The organism is Sphingomonas sp. GW821-FHT10F11, assembly GCF_058809095.1.
This window is the reverse complement of record NZ_JBXASH010000001.1, coordinates 753972-777362: the sequence shown is the minus strand read 5'-3', so window position 1 is coordinate 777362 and position 23391 is coordinate 753972. Positions and strand designations below refer to the sequence as shown.

Here is a 23391-nt window from a genome sequence, read left to right as displayed (position 1 = left end):
ACCGTTTATCAGCCGCATAACCTCGCCCAACGGGCCTCCAGAAAGCCCGACAAAAGGGGAGAGGGGCGCCATGAAACCCTGGGCACGCTACGTCACCTGCGGATTCGCCGGTATCCTGCTCGGCACCGCCGCCGCCGTGTGGAGCGTCCGCGCCGGCGCGCTCGGTTCCGCCGAGAAGATCGGCCCCTGGACCACCGGCCGCGACTTCGGCACTGCCCAGGCCGGCGCCCATACCCGCGCGGTCGTCGCCCTGCGCGGCCTGCTCGCGCTCCCCGCCACCGAAGCCCGCTATTACACCGCAGCCGTCGATGACGCCGGCCGCCCGCTCGAAGGCCGCTGCACCTATGCCGTCAATGGCGGCAGTCTCCCCGGTCGCTGGTGGAGCCTGACGCTCTACGACCGTGCCGGCTATCTCGTCCCCAACCAGCCCGGCATCTATTCGATCGGCAGCGCGGGGCTGCCCTCGTCCGAACAGGCGCACTGGACCGTCATCGCGTCGCCCGAAAAACAGCTTGGCCATTGGCTCCCGACCGGCGGGATCGACCGGTTCGAGCTGACCCTGCGCGCCTATCTCCCCGATGACGGGGGCAAGGGCAATTTCACTCAGGCGCAACTACCCGGCATCGTGCGGGAGGCGTGCACATGATCCGCCGCTGGCTCGGCCCGCTGATCGTCGCGGCGCTGCTCGGCACGGCCGCGTGGCATCTGGTGCTGGCGATGACGCCCGACATGCTGATGCGGGTAGCGCTCGATCGCGTGTCGAAGGTCGGCGGCCCCAACCGCTTCACCCATGCGCCGCTCGCCACCGCGGCCTCGCGCGCGATCGTCCGGCCAAGCCCGGATCTCGCTTATTCCTCCTGTCCGTTCGATCTGTCGAAGGGGCCGCTGCTGATCGACGCCGTGCCGGTGCCGTCGCCCTATTGGTCGCTGTCGATCTTCGACATGCACACCGACGTCGCGCTGGTCCGCAACGGCATCAAGGCAGCGGGCAAGCCCTTCCGCATCGCCGTCCTGGCATCGGGCCAGTCCGCGCCCGCCGGTTATGAGCCAGTCCATGTCGACGGCACGCACGGCATCGCTCTGATCCGCATCCTGATCGACGACCGCGCCCGCTTCCCGGCAATCGACCGGGAGCGGCGCGCGACGACCTGTCGGTCGGCGGGATAGCGCTGCCCTGAAGCGTCTTGTGCAGGGAAGGGTCAGGCGAACGTCGATTCAACATGGTGCCAGATCATGACAGCGAGGCGCGGTGAGAATCCCCTTCGATTCCCGCCCCGCTCATTCTCATCGTTGGACAAATGAAAGTCGCAGATCAGCGGCTGATCAGCGGAAAAGAGTGCGCATTTTGCCGCTGTTCCGGCCTGTTTTTCCGCTGTTATCCGTTAACAGGGAAAAGGCATGGCAAGGCTTTGAAAAGCTTGCCGAAAACTTCCGCCATTTTCCAACATAACAGCGGAAAGAAAAAATGCGGGCGACCGAACAGCGGAAAACCCGAGTCGCTGTTGGAAATCCATCGGCCTCAGGCGTTGACCGGCGCGCCGAACCGGTTGCTGTGTTCGGCGAAATTGCCCGCCCGCAGCAAGGCCGCCTGCTCGCGCCACTGCTCGCGCGCGATGAAGCCGGCGGGAACGTTCAGCCGCTGCTCGAGCGCCATCTCGTCCACGGCGGACAGTTTTTCGAGGTCGGCGAAGCGGGTCACACCCAGGCCGAACAGGCGCGTGCTCAGCACCCCGTCGATCCCGCGGATCTGGGTCAGGTCGTTATAGCCTGCGGCGCCGAACCAGGCTTTTTTGTTCTCGTCGGGCACGGCCGGCGCGAAGGCCGGGGTGGGTGCCGGGGCGCCGATCGGCAGCGGTGCCGCGGCGGCGACCTCCGCCGCAGGCGGCTCGATCGCGCGGGTTTCGGAAGGCCGCTCCTCCACCACGTCCACGGGTGATTCCGCTTCGGGCGGTGCCGGCGGTTCGCCTGCCAGCTCCGGGGCCTCTGTCTCCGCTTCGGCTACCGGATGATCGATCGTCTCGGCAACCGGCGTGACAGGCTCGTCGACGGGCTCGACTTGGGCCGGTTCCTCTACCTCGGCCGGCGCAGGCGCGCTCGCCAGCGTCGCATAGGATGGTACCACGGCGGGCGGCGCGACGGCCGGCTCGGGCGCGACGATGGTCGGCGTGAAAGGGGCAGGGGCTGCAGGCTCGACCGGCACCGGCACCGGCAGGGGCGGCGCTGGCGCCCTGGCCGCCTGCAGCCGGGCCTCGAGATCGGCGATCGCAGCCGCCGACTCGGTCCGTTCCTGCTCCAGGCTCGCCTTGAGTTCGGCGATCGCGGCGGCCGATTCGTGCCGTTCGCGCTCGAACCCGGCGGTCTCGCGCTCGATCTCGGTGACCCGGCGGGTCGCGGCGCGGACCTTGTCGTCGGAATCGGTGCGATAGGAGGAAAAGTCGTCGGCTTCCTGTTCGTACATTTCCCGCCATTTGCGGCCGCCCGGATGAGACGCGAAACCGACCAGCCAGAAGCCGAAGGCGAGCAGCCCCAGGACGAGGAAATGCGAGGGAGTGCTGAACAGCATGACGCGCCCTTATCCGGTATAGGATTCGTTAACGATCCTGCCGTCAACGGCGCGTCGTAGCAAGCATCCGATTCGGACCCAGGGTGATCCTGCTGAAGTTAGATCCCGCCCTTGAAAGCGTCGGAGATCGAGCAGGCGGCCGGGCCGAGAATGACGATGAACAGCACCGGCAGAATGAACAGGATCAGCGGCACGGTCATGATCGCCGGCAGGCGCGCGGCCTTTTCCTCGGCGCGCATCATGCGCTCGTTGCGGAACTCGGCGGAGAGCACGCGCAACGCCGAAGCCAGCGGCGTACCGTATTTTTCTGTCTGGACCATCGTGGTGACCACGCCCTTCAGCGCGTCGAGCTTCACCCGCATCGCCAGGTTCTCGAACGCCTGACGGCGCTCCGACAGGAAGCCCAGCTCGATCGCGGTCAGGGTGAATTCGTCGCCCAGCTCGGGATAGGCGCGGCCGAGTTCGCGGGCGACTCGGTTGAAGGCGGCGTCGACGGTCAGTCCCGCTTCGGCACAGATGACGAGCAGATCGAGCGCGTCGGGCAGGCCCTTGCGGATCGCGTTGGAGCGCTTGTCGATCTTGTTCTTCAGGAAGATGTCCGGCGCCTTGTAGCTCAGGATGAAGCTGATGGCGACAATGCCGTAGCGCTTCAGCGGCGTGTAATCCGCGAACATGTCGGTGCCGTAGACCAGATAGAGCATCAGCCCGCCGAACACGATCGGCAGGACGAGGCGGCCGAAGATGACCGCGACGGCATATTCCTTGGACCGGATGCCGGCCTGCATCAGCTTGATCTGTGCTGCCTTGACCTGGCTGTCCTGCAGCACCTTGAGGCCGGACAGGATCGATTTGATCCGGTCGGTCGTCTCGTTCTTGGTGACGAGCTTCGCGCGGCGCTTGGTCGAGGCGGTGATGCCGGCCTTGAGCTGCTCGCGGCGGTCGTTCAGGGCCTTGACTCGCTTGGCCATCGGGTCGCGCGCGGTGGTCGCGGCATAGATCGCCAGCAGCACCGCGAACGCGGCGATGCCGGAGAGCAATGTCGCCACCCACATCACGTCGACCCCGAGGATCGTTGGTCCAGCCGTCTCGCCCATGAAAGTTCCGCGTTGCCCCAGTCTAGATTTCGAAGTTGATCATCTTGGCCATGATCGCGGCGCCGATCGCCATCCAGATCATGCCGCCGCCGCCGGCGACCATCAGCCGCTGGTCGACGAAGAAGTTCTGCATATAGCTGCCGTTGATCATCCAGATCATGCCGAACACGATGAAGGGCAGGGCGCCGATGATATAGGCCGAGGCCTTGGATTCGGACGACATCGCCTTGATCTTCAGCTTCATCTGGCCGCGCATGCGCAGCACGTTCGCCAGGTTGGCGAGCGTCTCGGCGAGATTGCCGCCGGTCTCGCGCTGGATCGCGATGGTGATCACGAAGAACTGGAATTCGGGCGTGCCGAGCCGGTCGGCGGTCTCCTGCAGCGCGGCGTCCATCGTCCGGCCGATCTTCATCTTGTCGGTGATCGAGCGGAACTCGACGCCGACCGGACCCTCGACCTCCTGGCCGACCACGCCGATCGTCTCGGTGATCGGCAGGCCCGAGCGCAGGCCGCGGACGAGCAGCTCGATCGCGTCGGGGAATTTCGAGGTGAATTTGGCGATCCGGCGCTTGATGAAGAAGCCGACGCCGAAATGCGGGATGCCGGCGCCCAGCATGATGCCGAGCAGCAGCGATAGCGCGATCGGCATGCCCTGGAGCCAGAGCAGCAGGGCCACGACCACGGTGATGCCCAGCGTGACCATGCCATACTGGCCGACCGTCCAGGTCTTGCCCGTCATCGCCAGCCGCTTCTTGAGCAGTGCGGGGCGGGGCAGGAACCGCATCGCCGCCGCGTCCATCCTCGTTGCGCGGCTTGCAGTGATGCGGCGCATCTGCGCCTCGACCAGCGCGTTGGACGATTCGCTGTGCCGCGCCCTGACCGCGCCCAGCCGGCGCTCGCGCGCCCGCTCCGGCGACGGGCCCGCCAAGGCGAACACCATCAGTACCAGCACGGTGGCCGCGCCTGCGAACAGCATGATGAACGGCATCAGTTCCATCGCGGTATCAAGCGCCCCGCTTCGTTGACGGACGGTTTACGCCCGCGAATTTTTCGCACCCGCGCATAGGCCGGGTCACTTCTTCGCCGAACGCTTCGGCATCATCGACTTGAGATCGGCGAACTTGCCCATCAGCGATCCGCCCTTGTCGCCCGACTTCTTCTTGCGGCCGTCGTCGCTGTCGGCGGCGTCGCCGACGCCCATCAGCTTGGTCGCGAGCTCGACCATCGGCTGAGTCGTCTTCGATCCCTTGCCGGCCTCGGCGACCGGCTTGCCCAGCTTGGCTGCCTGCGCGGCCAGCTTCTGGTCGAACGGGACGACGAAATCGATCTTGCGCTCGATCGAGCCCTCGAAGTCCTTGCGGCTGATCTCGAGCTGACCGTTCAGGTGCATCTTGTTGGCGACGACGAAGACCTGGGTCTGCGGCGCGTTGGACTTGAGCCAGGACAGGATCCGGATCGAATCGCGCGCGGCGGCCAGGGTCAGCTCGGTCACCACCACGGCGACCTGCACATCGGTGATGAGGTGCGGATGCTGGACCAGCATGTTGCGCGGCAGATCGACGATGGTGCACTCGAACGCGGCGCGCATCTCCTCCTGCAGCTGGTAGAAGGCGGCACCGTCGGTCAGGACCGGCGAATTGATCGGGGCCTCGGCGGAGAGCACCGACAGCGTCTCGCTTGCCTTGACCATGGCGCGTTCGATGAACAGCCCGTCGATGCGGCTGGGGTTCTCGATCGCATCGGTAAGGCCGCGGCCCGGTTCGAGGTCGAGCGCCAGCGCGCCGGTGCCGAAATGCACGTCGAGATCGAGCAGCGCGGTGGTCCGCCCGCCCTTCTCGCTGAGGATCCAGGCGACCGAGGTCGCGAGCGTCGAAGCGCCGACGCCGCCCCGCGCGCCGATAAAGGCGGTGGAGCAATGCGGACGCTCGGCGCCGACATCGATCAGCTTGGGCGCGTTGAGGATGGTCTGCGCATGGGTGAACGCCTCGCGCAGCATGTCGGGGCTCAGCGGCTTGAGCAGATAGTCCTGGATGCCGCTGACGACGAGGTCGCGGTACAGGCGCACATCGTTGACCTGGCCGGCCGCGATCACGACCGTACCGGGCTCGCAGACCTCGGCGAGCGCGTTGATGTCGTTGAGTGGATCGCCGGACTCGGAGAGGTCGACGAACAGGATCTGCGGGCTGGCCGAGACCGACAGGGACTGGACCGCGTTGCGCAGCCCGCCCTTGTTCACCTTTTCGGGCACCCAGCCCATCTCGACCGCGACGGGGCGGACGATCTCGGCGGTGGTCTCGTCACAAACGAAGGCGACGAAGGGTTCGCGGTGGCCGACCCGGCCGGAGCTGCTGAAGGGGGCGTTCATGTTACTTGCTCCCCGCGTCTTTCAGGCCGCCTGCGCCGGTCGGCGTGGCCTTGCGATAGGTTCCGATGGCGCGGGTCGAGACCGCGGTGTCGGTGGTGTCGGCGCCGGGCTGGCCGCGCACGAGATCGGCCGGATTGGCGACCATCGCCGCCAGGTTGGAATTGATCGCGCAGCCCTGGTTCGACGAGGTATTGCTCTCGAACTCGGGCTGGGCGCTTCGGCTGTAGTCGGGACATCCGGGCACCGTCGCCTTCATCCGGCTGACGATGATCCGTGCCGTGCCGGGTGCAATGGTCGCACCGGTCACGGGCGTGTCGTCCGACAGGAGCAGGCCGTAATGCGCGATCTCGGTCGAGACCGCGTCGCGAATGCCGCCGCCATAGGGATTGGGATCGTCGATCGCGACCCGGTCACCGTAACCGAGGCGGAGCGACGCCATCCAGCCGGCCAGGCGCTGGGATTCGCCCGGGGCCAGCGTGTTGCCGCTGGTGTTGACGTCGAACACATAGTCGGTCCGGCTGACCACCGGCTGGTGCACCGATTCGAGGCCGCGGTTCTGCGTGCCGCTGCACGCGCCCAGCAACAGGGCCGGGGCGAGGGCGGAGGCGAGGAGGATCGTACGCTTGATCATGGGTCTATCCCTCGAGACGGCGTCAATTGAAGCTGAAACCGGGCGCGGCGCTCGCACCCTTTTTCGACTTCGACTTGGCTTCAGGCGGTGCATTCTTGGTGACCTGGTCCTCGCGGCGCTGCTGCGGGGCAGGCGTGGGCAGGACGGGAACCGGGGCTGCCGCGCCAAAGGCGGGTTCGGCGCCAACCGGCGGGGCCATGCTCGGCTTGGGCCGGTCGCCGCCATTGGTGCCGCCGCCAAGCTGGCCCAGCAGGACGCGGTCCAGATCGGTCGGTGCCTTGTAGCCGTCGGTCGGCAGGACGATCTCGTTCGCGTTGACCGGCTTCACCAGATACGGGGTGATGATGATCACCAGTTCGGTCTCGTTACGCTGGAAGGCGTTCGAGCGGAACAGCGCGCCGAGGATCGGCACGTCGCCCGCACCGGGCGTCTTTTCGAACGAGTTGTTGTGGCTGTTCTGCAGCAGGCCGCCGATCATGAAGCTCTGGCCCGAGCCGAGCTCGACGGTCGTCTCGGCGCGGCGGGTGGTCAGGCCCGGCACGCGCGAGCTGCCGATCGCCACGGCGTTCGAATAGTCGAGCTGCGACACTTCCGGCCGCACGCGGAGCGAGATCCGTCCATCGGCCAGCACGGTGGGCGTATAGGCCAGGCTGACGCCGTACTGCTTGTATTCGACCGTGACCGAGCCGAGGCCCTGCGACACCGGGATGGGCACTTCGCCGCCGGCCAGGAAGGTGCCGGTCTCGCCCGACAGCGCGGTGAGGTTCGGGTTGGCGAGAGTCGACACCTGGCCGATCGTCTCGCCGAGATCGATCGCACTCAGCAGGTCAAGCCCGAACAGCTTGCCGGCCAGGCCCAGGGTCGTGCGCTGCGAACCGTTCAGGAAGGTGAAGGAGGTGCCTGTGCCCGGCGTAGTAGCCGTGGGCGGTACGGGGGGCGTGATCGTGCCGGCGTCGCGGCCGGAGCCGATGCCGAACAGGAAACCGCCGGTCGTATCGAGCGACTTCAGGTTGACGCCGACATTCTTGATGAAGCTGCGGCTGACCTCGGCGAAGCGTACCTGCAGATTGACTTGCAGCGGCGTCGCGGTGCGAAGGCGGTTGAAGACGCCGATCTTCAAGCTCGCGCCTGGGGCCGAGGCGTCGACCCCCGGATTGAGCAGCGCAAGCACGAGCCGTTCGGCCTGGGCGCTGTCGTCAGGCGACCCGACGGTTCCCGTCAGCACGGCGATCTGGCCGGTCGTGGTCACCCGGATATCGGCATCCGGCATCGCAAGCTTCAGCATGCGATCGATCGACGTGATGTTCTGGCTGACCCGGACGTTCGCCGAATAGATCACGCCGCCCGACGCATTGGTCGCGAACAGGGTGGCTTCGCCGAATTCCTTGCCGAAGAGGTGGATCTGGCGCGGGTTGCTGACATAGACGTCGGCGACACCCGAGTTGGACACCCACACATCGGCGACGTCCGCCGGCAGGGTGATCAACTCACCCTGGCCGATCGAGAGCAGCACCTCGCGGGTCGGCCGTTGCGAGCCGACCGGGGGCGTGCCGATCCGGGCGGGACGCCCGGCGATCGAGCGTGGCTTGGCTGCCGGGCGGGCCTTGGCGGCACCGGCGACCGCGGTCGCGGGCATGCTGGCGACCATCGCCGCCGCTGCCGTAACCGCGACCGAGCGGTTCAAGAGGTTCCTGATGCGCATCCTACTTCTTCCCCCCGACCGGAACATCGGTCACCGAATTTCCTCGCGCGACGCGCACCACCGGGCCGACCGGCACTGCGGCACCCGGATAGCCCCCGGCACCGGCACCGGGCGCGCCGGGCAGCGACGATGGCGGCTTGCCGGGCACGGTGCTGCGCTGGAAGCGCGACACGTCGGCACCCGTGGCGATCGTCGAGCTGCCCGCCTGGGGCTGGGTCGCGACCTGCAACAGCATCGCCTTTTCGGCCTTGGGGTCATTGCCCTCGGGCACCTTGATGTCGCCATTGGCGATCGCTTCCTCGAGTTCGCTGTTGTTGTCGGCGATCGAGCGCAACGACAGCGAAAGCGAGCCAAGCGTCTGGGCGACCGCGATCTTCTCCGCGATCTTCGGCGTCGCCTCGATCGTCACGTTGGAGAAGGTGCGCACGACGGTCTTGCCGTCCTCGCCCACGGTATTGTCGGTGCGCTGGTCGGTCGCCAGCACGCGCAGGTTGCGCATGACCGTCTCGGCGACCTTGAGCGGCGGCCCGTCGCCGCCGCCGGGGACGGTCTGGGTCAGGACCAGATCGATCCGGTCGCCCGGGAAGACGAAGCCGGCGACTCCGGTCTGCGCTGAAACGGGGAAGGTCACGGCGCGCATGCCCGGGCCGAGTGCCGCCGCCAGGAAGCCGCGGTCGCCGGGCTTCACCAGCGCGCCCTGCGTGACCGGCTGGCCAGCGGTGATCGCGTTGCGGACGACCGTGCCCTGAAGCGACTTCAGATCGGTGTCCTTCTTGATGAAATAGGCGTTGTCGACCAGTTCCTTGGGCCAGGGCTGGAACTTCAGCGCGGTGGCATCCAGGATCGTCCCGACCGGCAGCGCACGCGTGGCGACGAGCACCTCGGGGCCATCGACGGGCGCTGCGACCGCAGTGGCGGCACCGGCTTGCGGGGCGGACCCGCCGACGAGCAGGCTGCGCGCCATGAAGGCCGTGATCGCCGCGACGATCAGAGCGCCCACTAGAAGAATGATCTTGCGACTATCCATGACGTTTCAGGCCTTTCGGGCGCGGGACGATTGAACCCGCGTTAAGCATTCACAGGAACTGGTTAAGAATCGGTTCGCGAAGTGTAAGAAGAGCGGCGATCGCAATCGCCACGCCGTAGGGAATCTCCGGTTTCTCCGGTTTTTTGCGTATCGCGCGCTCGATCATGAGCAGCAGCGTCAGCGCGCCGCCGAGCAGCGACATCACGATCAGCATCCAGGCGAGCGCGTCGAACGGGAACCACAAGGCCAGCGCGCCGATCATCTTGGTGTCGCCGCCGCCCATCCACCCCATGGCGAAGGCGCCGAGGAAAAAAGCGAAGACGACCGCTGCCACGCCGAGCTGGATCGCGATATCGGGCCAGACCGCCCAGCCGTTCGCCCACCACCACAAGGGTGCGAGCGCGACGATCGCGGCGTTCTTCCAATTGGCGATCTCACGGGTGCGCGCGTCCTGGATCCCTGCCGAAACAAGGAGCAGCGCCAGCGCGCCGAGCAGTAAAGCGTTTGGTGTACCCCCACCCATCAGCAATACCCCTAGACGACATGGCTTTCTAAAAAGTAACCAGCGTCCATGGTTTCCCCGCAGCTTTATCGCCGCGCGATTCCGGCTACCGCCCGGATCTCGTTCTGGATCGCGCCCGACGGCTGGAAGCTGCGGCGTTTCGATTGGCCGGCGGAGGGCCATCCGCGCGGCAGCATCCTGTTCCAGGGCGGGCGTGGCGACATCTTCGAGAAATATCTGGAGGCGTTCGCGCACTGGCACGGCCAGGGCTGGTCGATCACCGCGTTCGACTGGCGGGGGCAGGGCGGATCGGGGCGGCTGTCGCCCGATCCGCATGTCGGCCATGTCGAGAGCTTCGACAGCTTCATCGACGACTTTGGCGCCTTCTGGGCCGAATGGTCGCCCGAAGCGGTGGGCCCGCAGGTCGTGATGGGCCATTCAATGGGCGGGCATCTGGTGCTGCGCGCGATGACCGAAGGGCTTGCGCGGCCCGCGGCGGCGGTACTGATCGCGCCGATGCTCGGCCTGCACAGCCCGCTGGGCGCGCGGATGGGCGAGCGGCTCGCCAGGTTCCTCGGCGGCGTCGGCAACTCGGCGCGCGCAGCCTGGAAGGTCAATGAGCGCCCGGCGACCACGGCCACGCGCCAGGCCCTGCTGACCCATGATCCTGCCCGCTATGAGGACGAACTCTATTGGCAATCGACCAAGCCCGAGCTGCTGCTTGGTCCGCCGAGCTGGAAATGGGTGATGAAGGCGTTCGAATCGACCCGGCGCCTGCGCGAGGATCCGCGGCTCAAGACGATGACGATACCGGTGCTGATGATCGTCGCGGGGGCGGACAAGCTGGTGAGCGCCAAGGCGGCGTTGCAGGTCGCCGGCAAATTGCCCGATGTGCGCGTGGTGCGGTTCGGCCAGGAATCGGCGCACGAGGTGCTGCGCGAAGCGGATGGCGTGCGCAACCGCGCGATCGGCGAGATCGACATCTTCCTCGCCGCGCGCGCGCAGCGCTGAGGCCTTCGGGGGCGCGATCTTGAAGCGGTACGATATCGCGATCGTCGGGGCGGGGATTGCCGGCGCGAGCCTCGCCGCCGCGCTGGCGCCCCATGCATCGGTGCTGCTGATCGAGGGCGAGGACGCGGCCGGCTATCACGCCACCGGCCGGTCGGCGGCCTTCTGGTCGGAAAGCTATGGCGGTCCCGGGGTCCAGCCGCTCACCAGCGCCTCCGGCCCGGTGCTCGAGACGGGCGGTTTCCTGGCGCCTTTGGGGTCGCTTCATATCGGCCGGGCGAAGGACGCGGCCGCGATCGACGCCTTTCTCGCCGAATTCGACGCCACTCAAGTCGCGCTCGAACGGGTCGATCCGGCGACGGTCGTGCCCGGCCTGCGCGACGACTGGACGCTCGGCGTAATGGAGGCGAGCAGCGCCTATATCGACGTCGCCGCGCTCCACGCCGATTGCATCGCGCGCGCGCGCCGGGCGGGGGCGGAGATGGTCCTGAACGCGCCGCTCACGGCGGCCAGGCGCGAAGGCGGGCAGTGGCGGCTCGGAACCGCCGCCGGGGACTTCGCGGCGACGATCCTCGCCAACGCCGCCGGTGCATGGGCCGATGGCGTGGCGCGCCTTGCGGGTGCCGGGCCGATCGGGATCCAGCCTTATCGCCGCACCATGACCCAGTTGCGGACCGACCCCGCCGCGCCCGGGGGACTGCCCCTCGTCTCCGACATCTCGGGCAAGCTCTATTTCAAGCCGGAGGCGGGCGGGCGGCTGTGGCTGAGCCCGCATGACGAGACCCCGGTCGACGCGTGCGACGTCCAGCCCGAGGAACTCGACGTGGCGATCGCGATCGACCGGTTCGAACAGGTCGTCGACTGGCGTGTGACCGCGGTCGAGCGGCGCTGGGCTGGGCTCAGGAGCTTCGCCCCCGACCGGCTGCCCGTCTATGGCTTCGACCCGAATGTCACTGGCTTGTTCTGGTGCGCCGGGCAGGGTGGTTTCGGCATCCAGACCGCCCCCGCCGGCGCCGCGCTCGCGGCGGCGCTGCTGCTGGGGAAGAGCCCCGATCCCTTCGTCGCTGCGATCGATCCGGCGCCATATGCGCCCGGGCGATTCCAGACGCTGGCGTAACGGTTCGGGCGAAGCTAACCTGCCTCGGTCCAGCCTATGGGAGAGACGACATGGCACATAAATTCGTGATCGAGCAGAACAAGGCGGGCGAGTATGTCGCCAAATTCAAGTACAACAGCGAAATCATCTTCTGGACCGAGGGCTATTCGAGCAAGGCCGGCGCGAAGAACGCGATCGAATCAGTGCTGAAGAATGGGCCGGGCGCGCCGATCGAGGAGGGGTGAGCCTCGCCTGAGGATCGCGCGCTGCGCTTGCCGGCAGCCGTTGCCGGGCCATGGTGGTTCCGGCGCGCTAGGATCGATGACAGGAAGACCGAAATTCCCTGTTCCGAGGGCGGAACAGGGAATTTTTTTATTTTCAGGCCTGTTTATGGTTGATTTTCGCGCGAACCTTGTAGCGAAATCAAGGTGTTGAATGGCAATTCCCTGTTCCTGTGGAACAGGGAAATCAACGACACGGAACAGGGAAATGCCGGGCGCGGAACAGGGAATCGACGCGTCGGTGCTGGGGCGTGCGGCTTCGATCGAATGACGGGATTGGGGATGTGGGCGAGGGCGGTCATTGCCGGGTAATGGCATGATCGGGCGGTATGTTGAATCAAGGCGGGACGTTTGCGGATGCTGCGCCAGCCCGTTGCCGTTTTGTTTTGAGGCCCGATGGACCCCGGAACTGGTCCGAGGTGACGGTGGGGCTGCGGAGGGGCTAACCCCGTCCCGCCGCCACCGCGGCGTCGCTGGCCAGCTTGTCGGCCCGCTCATTGTCCGGGTGGCCGGCATGGCCCTTTACCCACACCCATTCGATGCGGTGCGGCTTGGCGGCGGCGAGCAGCGCCTGCCAGAGGTCGGCGTTCTTGACCGGCTGCTTCGCGGCGGTCTTCCAGCCATTCTTCTGCCAGCCTTTGATCCATTTGGTCAGGCCGTCCATGACGTAGCGGCTGTCGGTCGACAGCGTGACATGGCACGGCCGCTTGAGCGCGTTCAGCCCCTCGATCGCCGCGGTCAGCTCCATGCGGTTGTTGGTGGTCAGCTTCTCGCCGCCCGCCAGCTCGCGCTCGCTGGTGCCGGAGCGGATGATCGCGCCCCAACCGCCCGGGCCCGGATTGCCCTTGCAGGCGCCATCGGTGGCGATTTCGACTTTGGTCAGCTCGGTCATGCAATATCCAGCGGGGTCGTGCGCGCCGCATAGGCCTTCAGGCGGCGTAGATAGGCGAGGGGGTCCTTGCGCGTCACCAGGGCGTCAGCCGGGGTGTTGAGCCAATCCCAGGCGCGCGACAGCAGGAAACGGATGCAGGCGCCCTTGGCGAGATGGATCAGCGCGGCCCGTTCGTCGGGCGTGAGATCGATCGACTGGCCATATCCCTCGATCAGCGCCCGCCCGACCGCCCAGTCGGCCCTGCTGCCCGTCGTGTCGAACGACCAAGCGGTATGCATCACGGCGAGGTCATAGGCGCGGATGTCGGTGCAGGCGAAATAGAAGTCGATCAGCCCGGTCACGGCATCGCCGCGCATCAGGACATTGTCGGGGAACAGGTCCGCATGGATCGCCCCGACCGGAAGATGGGCCGGCCAGGCATCGAGGACGGCGTCGAGCGCGAAGCCGACATCGTCGTACAGGCCGGGCGCGATGCCGTCGAGATCGCGGCCGCAGCGTTCGAACAGCGGGCGCCAGGTGTCGACACCCATCGAATTCGTGCGAGTCAGGGGGAAATCCGTCAGCGCCTCGTGCATCCGGCCCATGGCGGTCCCGGCGGCAAACGCCTGGGCGATGGTCGGGTGCGAGACCGAGACGCCGGTCAGGAACTCGATCAGGCAGGCCGGCCGGCCTTCGAGCTGGTGGATCACCGTACCGTCACGATCGGGCAGCGCGCGCGGCACCGGCAAGTCGTGCTTTCCGAGATGATCGATCATCGAGAAGAAGAAGGGCAGGTCGTCCAGATGCACGCGCTTCTCGTAAAGCGTCAGGATGAACCGGCCCCAGGTCGTGTCGACCAGGTAATTGCTGTTCTCGACGCCCTCCGCGATGCCCTTGGCGGAGACCAGCTCGCCATGGTCGAAACCCGACAGGAAGGCGCCAAGCGCCTCCGCCGAAACCTGCGTATAGACAGCCATTCGATCTAGGCTGCGACGACTTCGAGGCCGCGGGGCAGCTTGAAAGAGATCGTCTCGCGCGTCGTCTCGACTTCGTACTCGCTGATCTCGAAACGTTCCGAAAGCCGATCGACGAGTTCGCGGACCAGGACTTCCGGGGCCGACGCTCCGGCCGTGATGCCGAGCGTCCGGACGCCTTCGAGAAAGTCGAAATCCAGATCGCCCGCGCGCTGGACCAGGACGGCCGGGGTCCCTTCGCGTAGCGCCACCTCGACCAGCCGAACCGAGTTGGAGGAGTTGGGCGCGCCGATCACCAGCATCGCGTCACAGGCACCGGCGATCTTCTTGACCGCTGCCTGACGGTTCGACGTGGCATAGCAGATATCCTCGCCACGCGGCGCCTGGATCGCAGGGAAGCGGCGCTGCAGCGCCTCGACGATGGCGGCGGTATCGTCGACCGACAGGGTCGTCTGAGTCAGGAAAGCGAGGTTGTCGGGGTCGCCTGGCTGCATCGTCTCGACATCGGCGATGGTTTCGACCAGCGACATTGATCCTTCTGGGACCTGGCCGAAGGTGCCGATCACCTCGGGATGGCCCTTGTGTCCGATGAAGACGATGTGGCGGCCGGCCGCGACCAGCCGCTCGGCCTGGCGGTGCACCTTCGAGACGAGCGGGCAGGTGGCATCGAGATAGGCAAGGCCACGCTTGGCCGCCTTGGTCGGCACCGCCTTGGGCACGCCGTGCGCGGAGAATACCACGGGCACGCCGTCCGGCACCTCGTCAAGCCCCTCGACGAACACCGCGCCCTTGGCGCGCAGCGCATCGACGACGAATTTGTTGTGGACGATCTCATGCCGGACATAGACCGGCGCGCCATATTTCTCGATCGCCAGCTCGACGATCTGGATCGCGCGATCGACACCTGCACAGAAGCCGCGTGGAGCGGCGATGAGCAGTTCGAGCGGCGGTTTGCGGAGATCGGTCATTACGGAGCGCTCTACGCGATTGCTTGCGTGCGCGAAAGCCGGTTCCTATGGTGCGCATCGTTCCGGGGCCGGTGCGCGCGAGCGCGAGGCCCCTTCCTATGTGATAAGGTGCGTGTGCCCGTGACAGCCCGGAAAATTGCCGTTCCCGCCATCCTGATGCTGCTGGCAGGCGGCTGCTCCACCACCGGAGACATCGACGAAACCGGCGGCATCACGGCGATCCGCTCGGCGTGCCCCAGCGTCGGCGTCCCCGCGGCGACCGGTGACATCACCCTGTTCGATCCGCCGACCAGCACCGCCGCGACGGCGATCGACGTGGCCGCGGTGATGACCAATGTGCGCTCCACCTGCGCCGATGCGACCGACGACATCGTCACTACCGTCACCTTCGATATCCAGGCCCGCCGCGCCCGCACCGACACGGCGCGCGATGTGAACCTGCCCTATTTCATCACCGTCGTACGCGGCGGCACCGCCGTGATCGCCAAGCGCGTCGGCCATGTCTCGGTACACTTCAATGCCGGGCAGGACCGCGCGACGGCCAGCGGCCAGGCGAGCAGCACCATTTCGCGCGCCGCGGCCAGCCTGTCGGACGATGTCCGCAAGAAGCTGACCGAGAAGCGCAAGGCCGGCGGCAGCGACGCCGCGGTCGACCCGCTGACCCGGCCCGAGATTCGCCAGGCGGTGCTGCGCGCGACCTTCGAGGCGCTGGTCGGTTTCCAGCTGACCGACGATCAGCTCAAGTACAACGCGACCCGATGACCGAGGTGCGGGCCTTTGCCCTGCTTGCAGGCAAGGCCCGGTATCTCGCGCGGGGTGAAAACAGCGCCATTGCCAAGTCGCCGGTGAAAGGGCCGGTGAAGATCGGTTTTCTCGGGCTGGAAGGCGACGAGCAGGCCGATCCCAGCGTGCATGGCGGGCCGGACAAGGCGCTGCACCATTATCCGCACGACCATTATGCACGCTGGGGCGAGGGCAGGGCGGACGATTCGGTGCTCGTCGGCCCGGGCGCCTTTGGCGAGAATATTGCGACGCGCGGGCTGATCGAGGAGCAGGTCTGCATCGGCGACCGTTTCCGCCTGGGCAGCGCGCTGATCGAGATCAGCCAGGGGCGGCAGCCCTGCTGGAAGCAGGGCGAAAGACTGCACTGGCCGGCGCTTCCTGCGCTGATGGTCAAGGAGCGCCGTAGTGGCTGGTATTACCGCGTGATCGAAGAGGGGGCGGCCGAGCCGGGCGATCTGCTGTCGATGGTCGAGCGGCCCCTGCCCGACTGGACGGTGCGCCGGGTATTCGGCCTGCTCATCGCCGGCGACCATCGCAAGGACCCGGGGGCACTCGCCGAACTCGCCGGTATGGAGCTGCTGTATGACGGTTGGCGGCGCCGCGCCGCCAAATTGATGCTTTAGGTAAAAGCACCGCCAAGCCCAATTGACTCGCATGCTGCGCCGCGTCACACCGGGGTGTCGATGGGGGGCAACCTCCATAGGCACGCGCGGGAGAGACCCCGGACGTGGGACCCTTGTCAAAGCAATGGCTTGGCATGGAATCCCTGATCCGAGGCGCCGAAGGAGCAACCGCCCCGGAATCTCTCAGGCACACCGGACCGCGCGGGCTATCGACACTCTGGAAAGCGGCTGCAGCGACGTTCGCGCGGCCCACCGAAGGGGTAAGCTGTCCTGCGCGTGCGGGCGGTGAAAGCTCTCAGGTTCCCGTGACAGAGGGGGCGGCGATACTCGGCGTGCGATGCGCTGCGTAACGCCGTGACACCTTGTGACGGAGATCGGCATTGAGCGACAACGAAGGCCCCGAAATCGAGATCCAGACGCTGCCGCTCGATGCGTGGCACCGTGCGCGGGAAGGCCGGATGGTCGAATTCGCCGGCTATCACATGCCCGTCCAGTATGAAGGCATCATGGCCGAGCATCTGTGGACCCGCGAGTCCGCCGGCCTGTTCGACGTCAGCCATATGGGCCAGCTCCTCTTCACCGGAGAAGGCGCCGACGTCGCGCTCGAGGCGCTGCTGCCGGGCGACATCAAGGGGCTTGCCCCTACGAAGATGCGCTATTCGCTGCTGCTCGCCGAGAATGGCGGCATTCTCGACGACCTGATGGTCACGCGCCGCGAGGACGGCATCTACATGGTCGTCAACGGCGCGACCAAATATGACGACATCTCCTATCTCCTCGATCACCTGCCCGAGGACATCACGATCAACATCATGGACGAGCAGGCGCTGCTCGCGTTGCAGGGGCCCAAGGCAGTCGATGTGCTGTCGCGTCTGGTGCCGGGCGTCGAGGCTTTGGTGTTCATGACCGCGGGCGCGTTCGAGTGGAACGGCACGCCGCTGTGGATCAGCCGCTCGGGCTATACCGGCGAGGACGGCTTCGAGATATCGGTGCCGGCCGAGGCAGCGGAGGCGCTGGCCAATGCGCTGACCGCTGAAGCCGAAGTGAAGCCGATCGGGCTCGGCGCGCGCGATTCGCTGCGGCTCGAGGCCGGCCTGCCGCTCTATGGTCATGACCTTGACCCCGAGACGACGCCGGTGATGGCCGATCTCGGCTTTGCCCTGTCGAAGCGGCGGCGCGAGGAAGGCAATTTCATGGGCGCCGAGCGCATCCTGCTTGAGCGCGAGCAGGGCCCGGTGGTCAAGCGCGTCGGCCTGGTCGTCGAAGGCCGCCAGCCGGTGCGCGAAGGCGCGGCGGTGGTCGACGCGGACGGGTCCGATGTCGGCAAGGTCACCAGCGGCGGCTTCGCCCCGAGCTTCGGCGCGCCGATCGCCATGGCCTATGTGCCTGTCGCGATGAGCGCGCTTGGCACCGTCATCCAGCTAACCCAGCGCGGCAAGGTCCATCAGGCGACCGTCACCGCGATGCCGCTAATTCCACACCGCTATGTTCGAGCAGGAGGCAAGTAAGATGAGCCGTTACTTCACCGAAGATCATGAATGGGTCGATGTCGACGGCGACATCGGCACGGTCGGCATCAGCGACTATGCGCAGAGCCAGCTCGGCGACATCGTGTTCGTCGACGTGCCCGCAGAGGGCAAGGAACTGAGCAAGGGCGACGAGGCCGCGGTGGTCGAATCGGTCAAGGCCGCGTCGGACGTCTATTCGCCGGTTTCGGGTACGGTGCTCGAGGGCAATGCGGCGCTGGGCGACAATCCGGGGCTCGTCAACGAGGATCCCGAGGCCGAGGGCTGGTTCTTCAAGCTGACGCTCAGCGATCCGGAAGAACTCAGCGGCCTGATGGACGAGGCTGCCTACGCCGCTTTCGTCGCGAAGCTTTGAACTAACGAAGCCCCTCCCCTGCAGGGGAGGGGAGAAGGACTGCGAATGCGTTACCTGCCCCTTACCGACAATGATCGTCAGGCGATGCTCGCCACGATCGGTGCCAAGTCGATCGATGACCTGTTTGTCGATGTGCCCGCCATCGCCCAGCTCGACGGCCCGATCCACGGCCTTCCCGGCCATGCCAGCGAGCTGGCGGTCGAGCGCCATATGTCGGCGCTGGCGCGCAAGAATTTGGCGGCGGGCGACGCGCCCTTCTTCCTCGGTTGCGGCGCCTACAAGCATCATGTGCCGGCGAGCGTCGATCACCTGATCCAGCGCGGCGAATATCTGACGGCGTACACGCCGTACCAGCCCGAGATCGCGCAGGGCACGCTGCAGATGCTGTTCGAGTTCCAGACCCAGGTCGCGCGGTTGCTCGGCACCGATGTGGCGAACGCCTCGATGTACGATGGCTCGACTGCCTGCTGGGAAGCGATCGGCATGGCGCGCCGGGTGACCAAGCGGGCCAAGGCAATCCTGTCGACCGGGCTTCATCCGCATTATGTCTCGGTCGCGAAGACCATGGCGAAGTTCACCGGCGACGTGCTGGAAACCGGTACGCCATCGCTGTCGGCAGAGACGGACATCGCGGACCTGATCGGGAGAATCGACAACGACACCTCCTGCGTCGTCGTCCAGTATCCGGACATCCTTGGCCGCATCGCCGACCTGTCCGAGCTGGCCGCCGCCTGCCACGCGAAGAAGGCGCTGCTGGTCGCGGTCGTCACGGAGCCGGTGGCGCTGGGCGCGATCAAGGCGCCGGGCGAGATGGATGCCGACATCGTCGTGGGTGAGGGCCAGTCGATCGGCGTCGGGCTTCAGTTCGGCGGCCCTTATGTCGGGCTGTTCGGCTGCAAGGAAAAATATGTCCGCCAGATGCCGGGCCGGCTCTGTGGCGAGACGCAGGACGCGGACGGGCGCCGCGGCTTCGTGCTGACGCTTTCCACCCGCGAGCAGCATATCCGCCGCGAAAAGGCGACGTCGAACATCTGCACCAACTCGGGCCTCTGTGCGCTGGCTTTCTCGATCCACATGACCCTGCTCGGCGAGGCCGGACTGCGCGCGCTGGCCGAGACCAACCATGCCGGCGCCGTGGCCGCTGCCGAGCGGCTGGTGCAGGTGCCGGGCGTCGAACTGGTCAACACCGCCTTCTTCAACGAATTCACCCTGAAGCTGCCGGTCGAGGCGCGGCCCGTGGTCCGCACATTGGCGGATCGCGGTATCCTGGCCGGCGTGTCGCTCGGACGACTCTATCCAGGCGAGGGCGATCTTGCGAACGGCCTGGTCGTCGCGGTGACCGAAACGACCACCATGGAGGATGTCGAGACATTTGCCTCCGCGCTCCAGGAGGTGCTGGCATGACGATCAACGCAAGCGGCTGGCGCCCGGAGCGCCCCGAAGCCGGTTCCGCCACCGCGCCGACCTTCACCGGCAACAAGGCACTGATGCTGGAAGAAGCGCTGATCTTCGAGATCGGCTCGACCGAGACGACCGGCGTGGAGGTTGCGGCCCCGGCCAAGGTCGAGTCACGGCTCGGCACTCTCGGACGCACAGCGCCGATCGGGTTGCCCGGCCTGTCCGAGCCCGAGGCGGTGCGCCATTACACTCGCCTGTCGCGGCAGAATTATGCGATCGATCTCGGCCTGTTCCCGCTGGGCTCGTGCACGATGAAGCATAACCCGCGGCTCAACGAGAAGATGGCGCGGCTGCCCGGTTTCGCCGACATCCACCCGCTGGCGCCGGTCGATACGGTGCAGGGCGCGCTCGAGGTGATCCACCAGCTTGCCCATTGGCTGGTGACTCTGACCGGCATGCATTCGGTGGCGATGAGCCCCAAGGCGGGCGCTCATGGCGAGCTGTGCGGCATCCTGGCGATCCGCGCCGCGCTGGAAGCGCGGGGCGAGGGGCACCGCAAGGTGATCCTGGTGCCCGAGAGCGCGCATGGCACCAATCCGGCGACCGCGGCTTTCGCCGGCTATTCGGTCGAGGATATCCCCGCGACCGGCGAAGGCCGGGTCGATCTGGCGGCGCTGACCGCGCGGCTCGGGCCGGACGTGGCGGGCGTGATGATCACCAATCCCAACACCTGCGGCCTGTTCGAGCGCGACATGCGCAAGATCTCCGACGCGGTGCATGAAGCGGGCGGGCTGGTCTATTGCGACGGCGCCAACTTCAACGCGATCGTCGGGCGAGTCCGGCCGGGCGATCTCGGTATCGACGCGATGCACATCAACCTGCACAAGACCTTCTCCACGCCGCATGGCGGCGGCGGGCCCGGTTCGGGGCCGGTGGTGTTCTCGGAAGCGCTGGCGCCCTATGCGCCGCTCCCCTTTGTCGAGCAGACGGCGGACGGCTTCCACCTCGTCGAGGAGGAGACCGCGGAGGAGCATCATGCCGGCAGCTTCGGCCGCATGGTCGCGTTCCAGGGCCAGATGGGCATGTTCACCCGGGCGCTGACCTATATCCTCAGCCATGGTGCGGACGGCCTGCGCCAGGTCGCCGAGGATGCGGTGCTCAACGCCAACTATATCCTGCGTTCGCTCGACGGCACGCTCGACGCGCCGTTCGGGGCCTCGGGGCCGTGCATGCATGAGGCGTTGTTCTCGGATTCGAACCTGGCCGAGGGCTTCTCGACAATCGACGTCGCCAAGGGGCTGATCGACGAGGGTTATCATCCGATGACCATGTATTTCCCGCTGGTGGTGCACGGCGCGATGCTGGTCGAGCCGACCGAGACCGAGAGCAAGGCGGCGCTCGACCAGTTCATCGGTGCGCTGCGATCGGTGGCGGAACGGGCCAAGGCGGGCGATGTGGCGCTCAAGTCCGCGCCGCACTTCGCCCCGCGCAGCCGGCTCGACGAGACGCTGGCCGCGCGCAAGCCCGTGCTGGTGTGGAAGGACCAGGAACTCGCGCAAGCGGCGGAATAGGGCGGTCGATCGCGGTCACGAACCCGTCACACTCACGGGGCATCGCTGTCGGCCTCGGGTTGACGGGACGCGGAGCGGGGACAGGGATGCAGGTTCATACCGGCCAGCCACAGGGCTGGATCCAATATGCAGTCCCGACGGCGATCTTCGTCCTGGTCTTCGCGTTCCGCGCACGGCGCCTGAGTCAACTTCGGCCGCTCAGGATCGAGCGGCTGTGGATCTTCCCGGCGATCTACCTGCTGGTCTGCGCCTGGATGCTGGTCCAGAATCCGCCGAGCCCGATCGGGTGGCTGTTGTGTGGCCTAGCGCTGGCGGTCGGTGCGGCGCTCGGCTGGCAGCGGGGCAAGACGATGCGGATCACCGTCGATCCGGAGACGCACCAGCTCAATCAGAAGGCGTCGCTGGCCGGCATCGCCTTCCTGTTCGTGATCGTGGGGCTGCGTGCCGCCGCGAAGGCGGGGAGCAGCGCGTTGCACCTCAACGTCGCGATGCTGACCGACATTCTCGTCGTCCTCGCGCTCGGCCTGTTCGCCGTGCAGCGTGTCGAGATGTATCTGCGTGCGAAGCGGCTGCTCGACGAGGCGCGGGCCGCGAAGGCCTAGAACCAGCGCGGAACGCTTTTCTTGTAGGCGACATAATCCGCGCCGAACTTGCCGAGCAGATAGCGTTCCTCGCGGGCGATCACCTGGGTGCGGATCAGCAGGATCACGACAGGCAGCAACAGCAGCGCCGTGAAGCTGTCGAAGAAGATGGCGAGCCCGACATAGAGAATCGCCATGCCGAGATACATCGGGTTGCGGGTGAAGCGGTAGATGCCGGTCGTGACCAGGCGCGTTGCCGGAAGCCAGGGTTTCACCTCGGTCCCCATGCTGCGGAATCGTTCGGAGCCGGCGATGATAACGCCCGCGCCCATCAGCAGGAAGGCGCCGCCCGTCCAGATCGAGAGCGTGCCCGCAGGGCCCAGCCGGCCGGTCAGGCCGGTCCAGGCGAAACCCAGAAGCAATATGCCGAGATAGATGAGCGGCGGCGGAAACCCGATCTTCGCGCTGTCCGGATGAACCTGCATCTTTCTCTCCCGACTATGCGCCCATCATGCGGGGATGGGCGTAGCGAAGGCAACCTAAACGATCGCCTGTTCGGTTTCGGTCCGTCGCCTGACATGTTCGCGCCAGACGATATAGAGGCCGCTGCCGATGATGATCGGCGCGCCAACCCAGGTGGGGAGGCCAGGCAGAGTGCCGAACAGCAGCCAGCCGTAGAGCGTCGCCCAGAGCAAAGACGAATAGTCCATGGGGACGACGATCGAGACAGGCCCAAGCTTGAGCGCGGTGGTCAGCGCGATCTGGCCGAGATTGCCGACCACGCCCACGCCGATCAGCAACAGCCAGACCTCGGGCGAATGCGCCCGGTGATCGAAGGCATAGACGATGCTGAGCGGCACCATCGAGAGCGTCGCGAACCAGAAGACCGTGGTGGTGGGGCTCTCCGTCCGCCCGATCCGGCGGAGCTGGATCGAGACGACAGCGGTCAGGAACCCGGCGGCGAGGCCCGCCACCGTGCCCCACAGGGCGAAATGCCCGGTGCCCGGCCGTGCGACGATCAGCACGCCGATGAAACCGGCCGCGACCGCGAGCCAGCGGTGCCAGCCGGTCGGCTCGCCCAGCACCAGCGCGCCCAGGATCGTGGCGAAGATCGGCACGGTGAATTGCAACGTCGTCGATTCGGCAAGCGGCAGCAGGGTCACGGCGCTGAACAGGCAGGTCATGCTGATCAGCCCGACCACCGCGCGCAGGATATGGGCGGAGAACTGGCCGGTCCGGATCGTGGCGAGGCCGGGGCCGAGCGCGATCACCGTCGCGACCAGCGGGATGCCGACCAGCTGGCGGAAGAACAGGATTTCGGACAGGCGCGCGCCGCGGGCCTCCACCAGCTTGATCAGCGCCGCCATGGTTGCGAGGCACACGACCGACAGGAGGCGCAGCGCGATGGCGGGAAGGATGCGGTCGGCGTTCATCAGGCCGCTCGCTCTTGCGGAAGAGTGCGCCGCGGAACA

The 23391-nt window shown here is 66.8% G+C and carries 25 protein-coding genes and 1 riboswitch; of the genes, 12 read left to right on the top strand and 13 right to left on the bottom strand.

Annotated features, from left to right (window positions below; genetic code table 11):
• The first annotated feature begins 70 nt into the window (after window positions 1-70).
• Window positions 71-646, top strand: a complete 576-nt coding sequence (locus tag AC1RT8_RS03785; RefSeq protein WP_493074244.1) for a DUF1214 domain-containing protein — start codon at window positions 71-73, stop codon at window positions 644-646.
• The gene (locus tag AC1RT8_RS03780) at window positions 643-1167 is read left to right on the top strand and encodes a DUF1254 domain-containing protein (RefSeq protein ID WP_493074243.1); all 525 of its coding nucleotides are present in this window, start codon (window positions 643-645) and stop codon (window positions 1165-1167) included. The genes AC1RT8_RS03785 and AC1RT8_RS03780 overlap by 4 nt, the downstream gene beginning before the upstream one ends.
• A gap of 352 nt (window positions 1168-1519) precedes the next feature.
• On the opposite strand, the gene AC1RT8_RS03775 is transcribed toward AC1RT8_RS03780, so the two are convergent.
• The 8 genes from AC1RT8_RS03775 to AC1RT8_RS03740 form a co-directional block, all read right to left on the bottom strand.
• Window positions 1520-2563 (bottom strand): helix-hairpin-helix domain-containing protein, encoded by a 1044-nt coding sequence (locus AC1RT8_RS03775; protein WP_493074242.1) that lies wholly within the window; start codon window positions 2561-2563, stop codon window positions 1520-1522.
• Between the two features lie 98 nt (window positions 2564-2661).
• A complete protein-coding gene (locus tag AC1RT8_RS03770) occupies window positions 2662-3657 on the bottom strand; it encodes a type II secretion system F family protein (protein WP_493074241.1) in 996 nt (331 codons plus the stop codon).
• Between the two features lie 22 nt (window positions 3658-3679).
• The gene (locus tag AC1RT8_RS03765) at window positions 3680-4654 is read right to left on the bottom strand and encodes a type II secretion system F family protein (protein WP_493074240.1); all 975 of its coding nucleotides are present in this window, start codon (window positions 4652-4654) and stop codon (window positions 3680-3682) included.
• Window positions 4655-4729: 75 nt separating this feature from the next.
• Window positions 4730-6022: a pilus assembly protein CpaE gene (locus AC1RT8_RS03760; RefSeq protein ID WP_493074239.1), complete on the bottom strand. Its 1293-nt coding sequence runs from the start codon at window positions 6020-6022 to the stop codon at window positions 4730-4732.
• 1 nt (window position 6023) lies between these two features.
• Window positions 6024-6653, bottom strand: coding sequence for a CpaD family pilus assembly protein (locus AC1RT8_RS03755; protein ID WP_493074238.1), 630 nt, complete (start codon window positions 6651-6653; stop codon window positions 6024-6026).
• A gap of 22 nt (window positions 6654-6675) precedes the next feature.
• Window positions 6676-8355 carry a type II and III secretion system protein family protein gene (locus tag AC1RT8_RS03750; protein ID WP_493074237.1) on the bottom strand — a complete coding sequence of 560 codons (1680 nt, stop codon included), beginning with the start codon at window positions 8353-8355 and terminating at the stop codon, window positions 6676-6678.
• Between the two features lies 1 nt (window position 8356).
• Window positions 8357-9382 (bottom strand): Flp pilus assembly protein CpaB, encoded by a 1026-nt coding sequence (cpaB, locus tag AC1RT8_RS03745; RefSeq protein ID WP_493074236.1) that lies wholly within the window; start codon window positions 9380-9382, stop codon window positions 8357-8359.
• 49 nt (window positions 9383-9431) lie between these two features.
• Window positions 9432-9905, bottom strand: a complete 474-nt coding sequence (locus tag AC1RT8_RS03740; RefSeq protein ID WP_493074235.1) for an A24 family peptidase — start codon at window positions 9903-9905, stop codon at window positions 9432-9434.
• A 48-nt stretch (window positions 9906-9953) separates the two neighbouring features.
• On the opposite strand from AC1RT8_RS03740, the gene AC1RT8_RS03735 reads away from it, so the two are divergent.
• The 3 genes from AC1RT8_RS03735 to AC1RT8_RS03725 are packed head-to-tail and all read left to right on the top strand — an operon-like array spanning window position 9954 to window position 12233.
• Complete coding sequence (locus tag AC1RT8_RS03735) at window positions 9954-10895, top strand: alpha/beta fold hydrolase (RefSeq protein ID WP_493074234.1); 942 nt, start codon at window positions 9954-9956, stop codon at window positions 10893-10895.
• 19 nt (window positions 10896-10914) lie between these two features.
• A complete protein-coding gene (locus tag AC1RT8_RS03730) occupies window positions 10915-12009 on the top strand; it encodes an NAD(P)/FAD-dependent oxidoreductase (protein WP_493074233.1) in 1095 nt (364 codons plus the stop codon).
• A gap of 50 nt (window positions 12010-12059) precedes the next feature.
• On the top strand, window positions 12060-12233 hold the full coding sequence (locus AC1RT8_RS03725; RefSeq protein ID WP_465173707.1) for a YegP family protein: 174 nt from the start codon (window positions 12060-12062) through the stop codon (window positions 12231-12233).
• A 478-nt stretch (window positions 12234-12711) separates the two neighbouring features.
• On the opposite strand, the gene rnhA is transcribed toward AC1RT8_RS03725, so the two are convergent.
• The 3 genes from rnhA to ispH are packed head-to-tail and all read right to left on the bottom strand — an operon-like array spanning window position 12712 to window position 15082.
• Complete coding sequence (rnhA, locus tag AC1RT8_RS03720; protein ID WP_493074232.1) at window positions 12712-13161, bottom strand: ribonuclease HI; 450 nt, start codon at window positions 13159-13161, stop codon at window positions 12712-12714.
• Window positions 13158-14117 carry a homoserine kinase gene (thrB, locus tag AC1RT8_RS03715; protein WP_493074231.1) on the bottom strand — a complete coding sequence of 320 codons (960 nt, stop codon included), beginning with the start codon at window positions 14115-14117 and terminating at the stop codon, window positions 13158-13160. Before thrB ends, rnhA begins: the two co-directional genes overlap by 4 nt.
• Window positions 14118-14122: 5 nt before the next feature.
• Window positions 14123-15082 carry a 4-hydroxy-3-methylbut-2-enyl diphosphate reductase gene (gene ispH / locus AC1RT8_RS03710; RefSeq protein WP_493074230.1) on the bottom strand — a complete coding sequence of 320 codons (960 nt, stop codon included), beginning with the start codon at window positions 15080-15082 and terminating at the stop codon, window positions 14123-14125.
• A gap of 156 nt (window positions 15083-15238) precedes the next feature.
• Between ispH and AC1RT8_RS03705 the strand changes: the two genes are divergently transcribed.
• From AC1RT8_RS03705 to AC1RT8_RS03675, 7 genes are all read left to right on the top strand, one after another.
• Window positions 15239-15844, top strand: coding sequence for a hypothetical protein (locus tag AC1RT8_RS03705; protein ID WP_493074673.1), 606 nt, complete (start codon window positions 15239-15241; stop codon window positions 15842-15844).
• Complete coding sequence (locus tag AC1RT8_RS03700) at window positions 15841-16488, top strand: MOSC domain-containing protein (RefSeq protein WP_493074229.1); 648 nt, start codon at window positions 15841-15843, stop codon at window positions 16486-16488. Before AC1RT8_RS03705 ends, AC1RT8_RS03700 begins: the two co-directional genes overlap by 4 nt.
• Before the next feature lie 77 nt (window positions 16489-16565).
• Window positions 16566-16698, top strand: a riboswitch (glycine riboswitch).
• Window positions 16699-16868: 170 nt separating this feature from the next.
• Window positions 16869-17996, top strand: coding sequence for a glycine cleavage system aminomethyltransferase GcvT (gene gcvT / locus AC1RT8_RS03695; RefSeq protein WP_493074228.1), 1128 nt, complete (start codon window positions 16869-16871; stop codon window positions 17994-17996).
• Window position 17997: 1 nt separating this feature from the next.
• On the top strand, window positions 17998-18369 hold the full coding sequence (gcvH, locus tag AC1RT8_RS03690; protein ID WP_493074227.1) for a glycine cleavage system protein GcvH: 372 nt from the start codon (window positions 17998-18000) through the stop codon (window positions 18367-18369).
• Between the two features lie 45 nt (window positions 18370-18414).
• Window positions 18415-19773 (top strand): aminomethyl-transferring glycine dehydrogenase subunit GcvPA, encoded by a 1359-nt coding sequence (gcvPA, locus tag AC1RT8_RS03685; protein WP_493074226.1) that lies wholly within the window; start codon window positions 18415-18417, stop codon window positions 19771-19773.
• Window positions 19770-21338: an aminomethyl-transferring glycine dehydrogenase subunit GcvPB gene (gcvPB, locus tag AC1RT8_RS03680; protein WP_493074225.1), complete on the top strand. Its 1569-nt coding sequence runs from the start codon at window positions 19770-19772 to the stop codon at window positions 21336-21338. The genes gcvPA and gcvPB overlap by 4 nt, the downstream gene beginning before the upstream one ends.
• A gap of 86 nt (window positions 21339-21424) precedes the next feature.
• On the top strand, window positions 21425-21940 hold the full coding sequence (locus AC1RT8_RS03675; protein ID WP_493074224.1) for a CcdC protein domain-containing protein: 516 nt from the start codon (window positions 21425-21427) through the stop codon (window positions 21938-21940).
• Here the strand turns inward: AC1RT8_RS03675 and AC1RT8_RS03670 are convergent.
• Window positions 21937-22404 carry a methyltransferase family protein gene (locus AC1RT8_RS03670; protein WP_493074223.1) on the bottom strand — a complete coding sequence of 156 codons (468 nt, stop codon included), beginning with the start codon at window positions 22402-22404 and terminating at the stop codon, window positions 21937-21939. The two genes, AC1RT8_RS03675 and AC1RT8_RS03670, sit on opposite strands and share 4 nt — an antisense overlap.
• Before the next feature lie 54 nt (window positions 22405-22458).
• A complete protein-coding gene (locus tag AC1RT8_RS03665) occupies window positions 22459-23352 on the bottom strand; it encodes a DMT family transporter (RefSeq protein ID WP_493074222.1) in 894 nt (297 codons plus the stop codon).
• Between the last annotated feature and the right edge of the window lie 39 nt (window positions 23353-23391).

Bases quoted from the DNA above. Each gene is read 5' to 3' on its own strand.
- AC1RT8_RS03735 (WP_493074234.1), top strand. From the start codon at position 9,954: ATGGTTTCCCCGCAGCTTTATCGCCGCGCGATTCCGGCTACCGCCCGG.
- AC1RT8_RS03775 (WP_493074242.1), bottom strand. From the start codon at position 2,563: ATGCTGTTCAGCACTCCCTCGCATTTCCTCGTCCTGGGGCTGCTCGCC.
- AC1RT8_RS03705 (WP_493074673.1), top strand. From the start codon at position 15,239: ATGCTGCTGGCAGGCGGCTGCTCCACCACCGGAGACATCGACGAAACC.
- AC1RT8_RS03760 (WP_493074239.1), bottom strand. From the start codon at position 6,022: ATGAACGCCCCCTTCAGCAGCTCCGGCCGGGTCGGCCACCGCGAACCC.
- gcvPA (WP_493074226.1), top strand. From the start codon at position 18,415: ATGCGTTACCTGCCCCTTACCGACAATGATCGTCAGGCGATGCTCGCC.
- AC1RT8_RS03725 (WP_465173707.1), top strand. From the start codon at position 12,060: ATGGCACATAAATTCGTGATCGAGCAGAACAAGGCGGGCGAGTATGTC.
- rnhA (WP_493074232.1), bottom strand. From the start codon at position 13,161: ATGACCGAGCTGACCAAAGTCGAAATCGCCACCGATGGCGCCTGCAAG.
- AC1RT8_RS03770 (WP_493074241.1), bottom strand. From the start codon at position 3,657: ATGGGCGAGACGGCTGGACCAACGATCCTCGGGGTCGACGTGATGTGG.
- AC1RT8_RS03665 (WP_493074222.1), bottom strand. From the start codon at position 23,352: ATGAACGCCGACCGCATCCTTCCCGCCATCGCGCTGCGCCTCCTGTCG.
- AC1RT8_RS03765 (WP_493074240.1), bottom strand. From the start codon at position 4,654: ATGGAACTGATGCCGTTCATCATGCTGTTCGCAGGCGCGGCCACCGTG.
- AC1RT8_RS03780 (WP_493074243.1), top strand. From the start codon at position 643: ATGATCCGCCGCTGGCTCGGCCCGCTGATCGTCGCGGCGCTGCTCGGC.
- AC1RT8_RS03740 (WP_493074235.1), bottom strand. From the start codon at position 9,905: ATGGGTGGGGGTACACCAAACGCTTTACTGCTCGGCGCGCTGGCGCTG.
- gcvPB (WP_493074225.1), top strand. From the start codon at position 19,770: ATGACGATCAACGCAAGCGGCTGGCGCCCGGAGCGCCCCGAAGCCGGT.
- thrB (WP_493074231.1), bottom strand. From the start codon at position 14,117: ATGGCTGTCTATACGCAGGTTTCGGCGGAGGCGCTTGGCGCCTTCCTG.
- AC1RT8_RS03670 (WP_493074223.1), bottom strand. From the start codon at position 22,404: ATGCAGGTTCATCCGGACAGCGCGAAGATCGGGTTTCCGCCGCCGCTC.
- ispH (WP_493074230.1), bottom strand. From the start codon at position 15,082: ATGACCGATCTCCGCAAACCGCCGCTCGAACTGCTCATCGCCGCTCCA.
- gcvH (WP_493074227.1), top strand. From the start codon at position 17,998: ATGAGCCGTTACTTCACCGAAGATCATGAATGGGTCGATGTCGACGGC.
- cpaB (WP_493074236.1), bottom strand. From the start codon at position 9,382: ATGGATAGTCGCAAGATCATTCTTCTAGTGGGCGCTCTGATCGTCGCG.
- AC1RT8_RS03785 (WP_493074244.1), top strand. From the start codon at position 71: ATGAAACCCTGGGCACGCTACGTCACCTGCGGATTCGCCGGTATCCTG.
- AC1RT8_RS03675 (WP_493074224.1), top strand. From the start codon at position 21,425: ATGCAGGTTCATACCGGCCAGCCACAGGGCTGGATCCAATATGCAGTC.
- AC1RT8_RS03700 (WP_493074229.1), top strand. From the start codon at position 15,841: ATGACCGAGGTGCGGGCCTTTGCCCTGCTTGCAGGCAAGGCCCGGTAT.
- AC1RT8_RS03750 (WP_493074237.1), bottom strand. From the start codon at position 8,355: ATGCGCATCAGGAACCTCTTGAACCGCTCGGTCGCGGTTACGGCAGCG.
- AC1RT8_RS03755 (WP_493074238.1), bottom strand. From the start codon at position 6,653: ATGATCAAGCGTACGATCCTCCTCGCCTCCGCCCTCGCCCCGGCCCTG.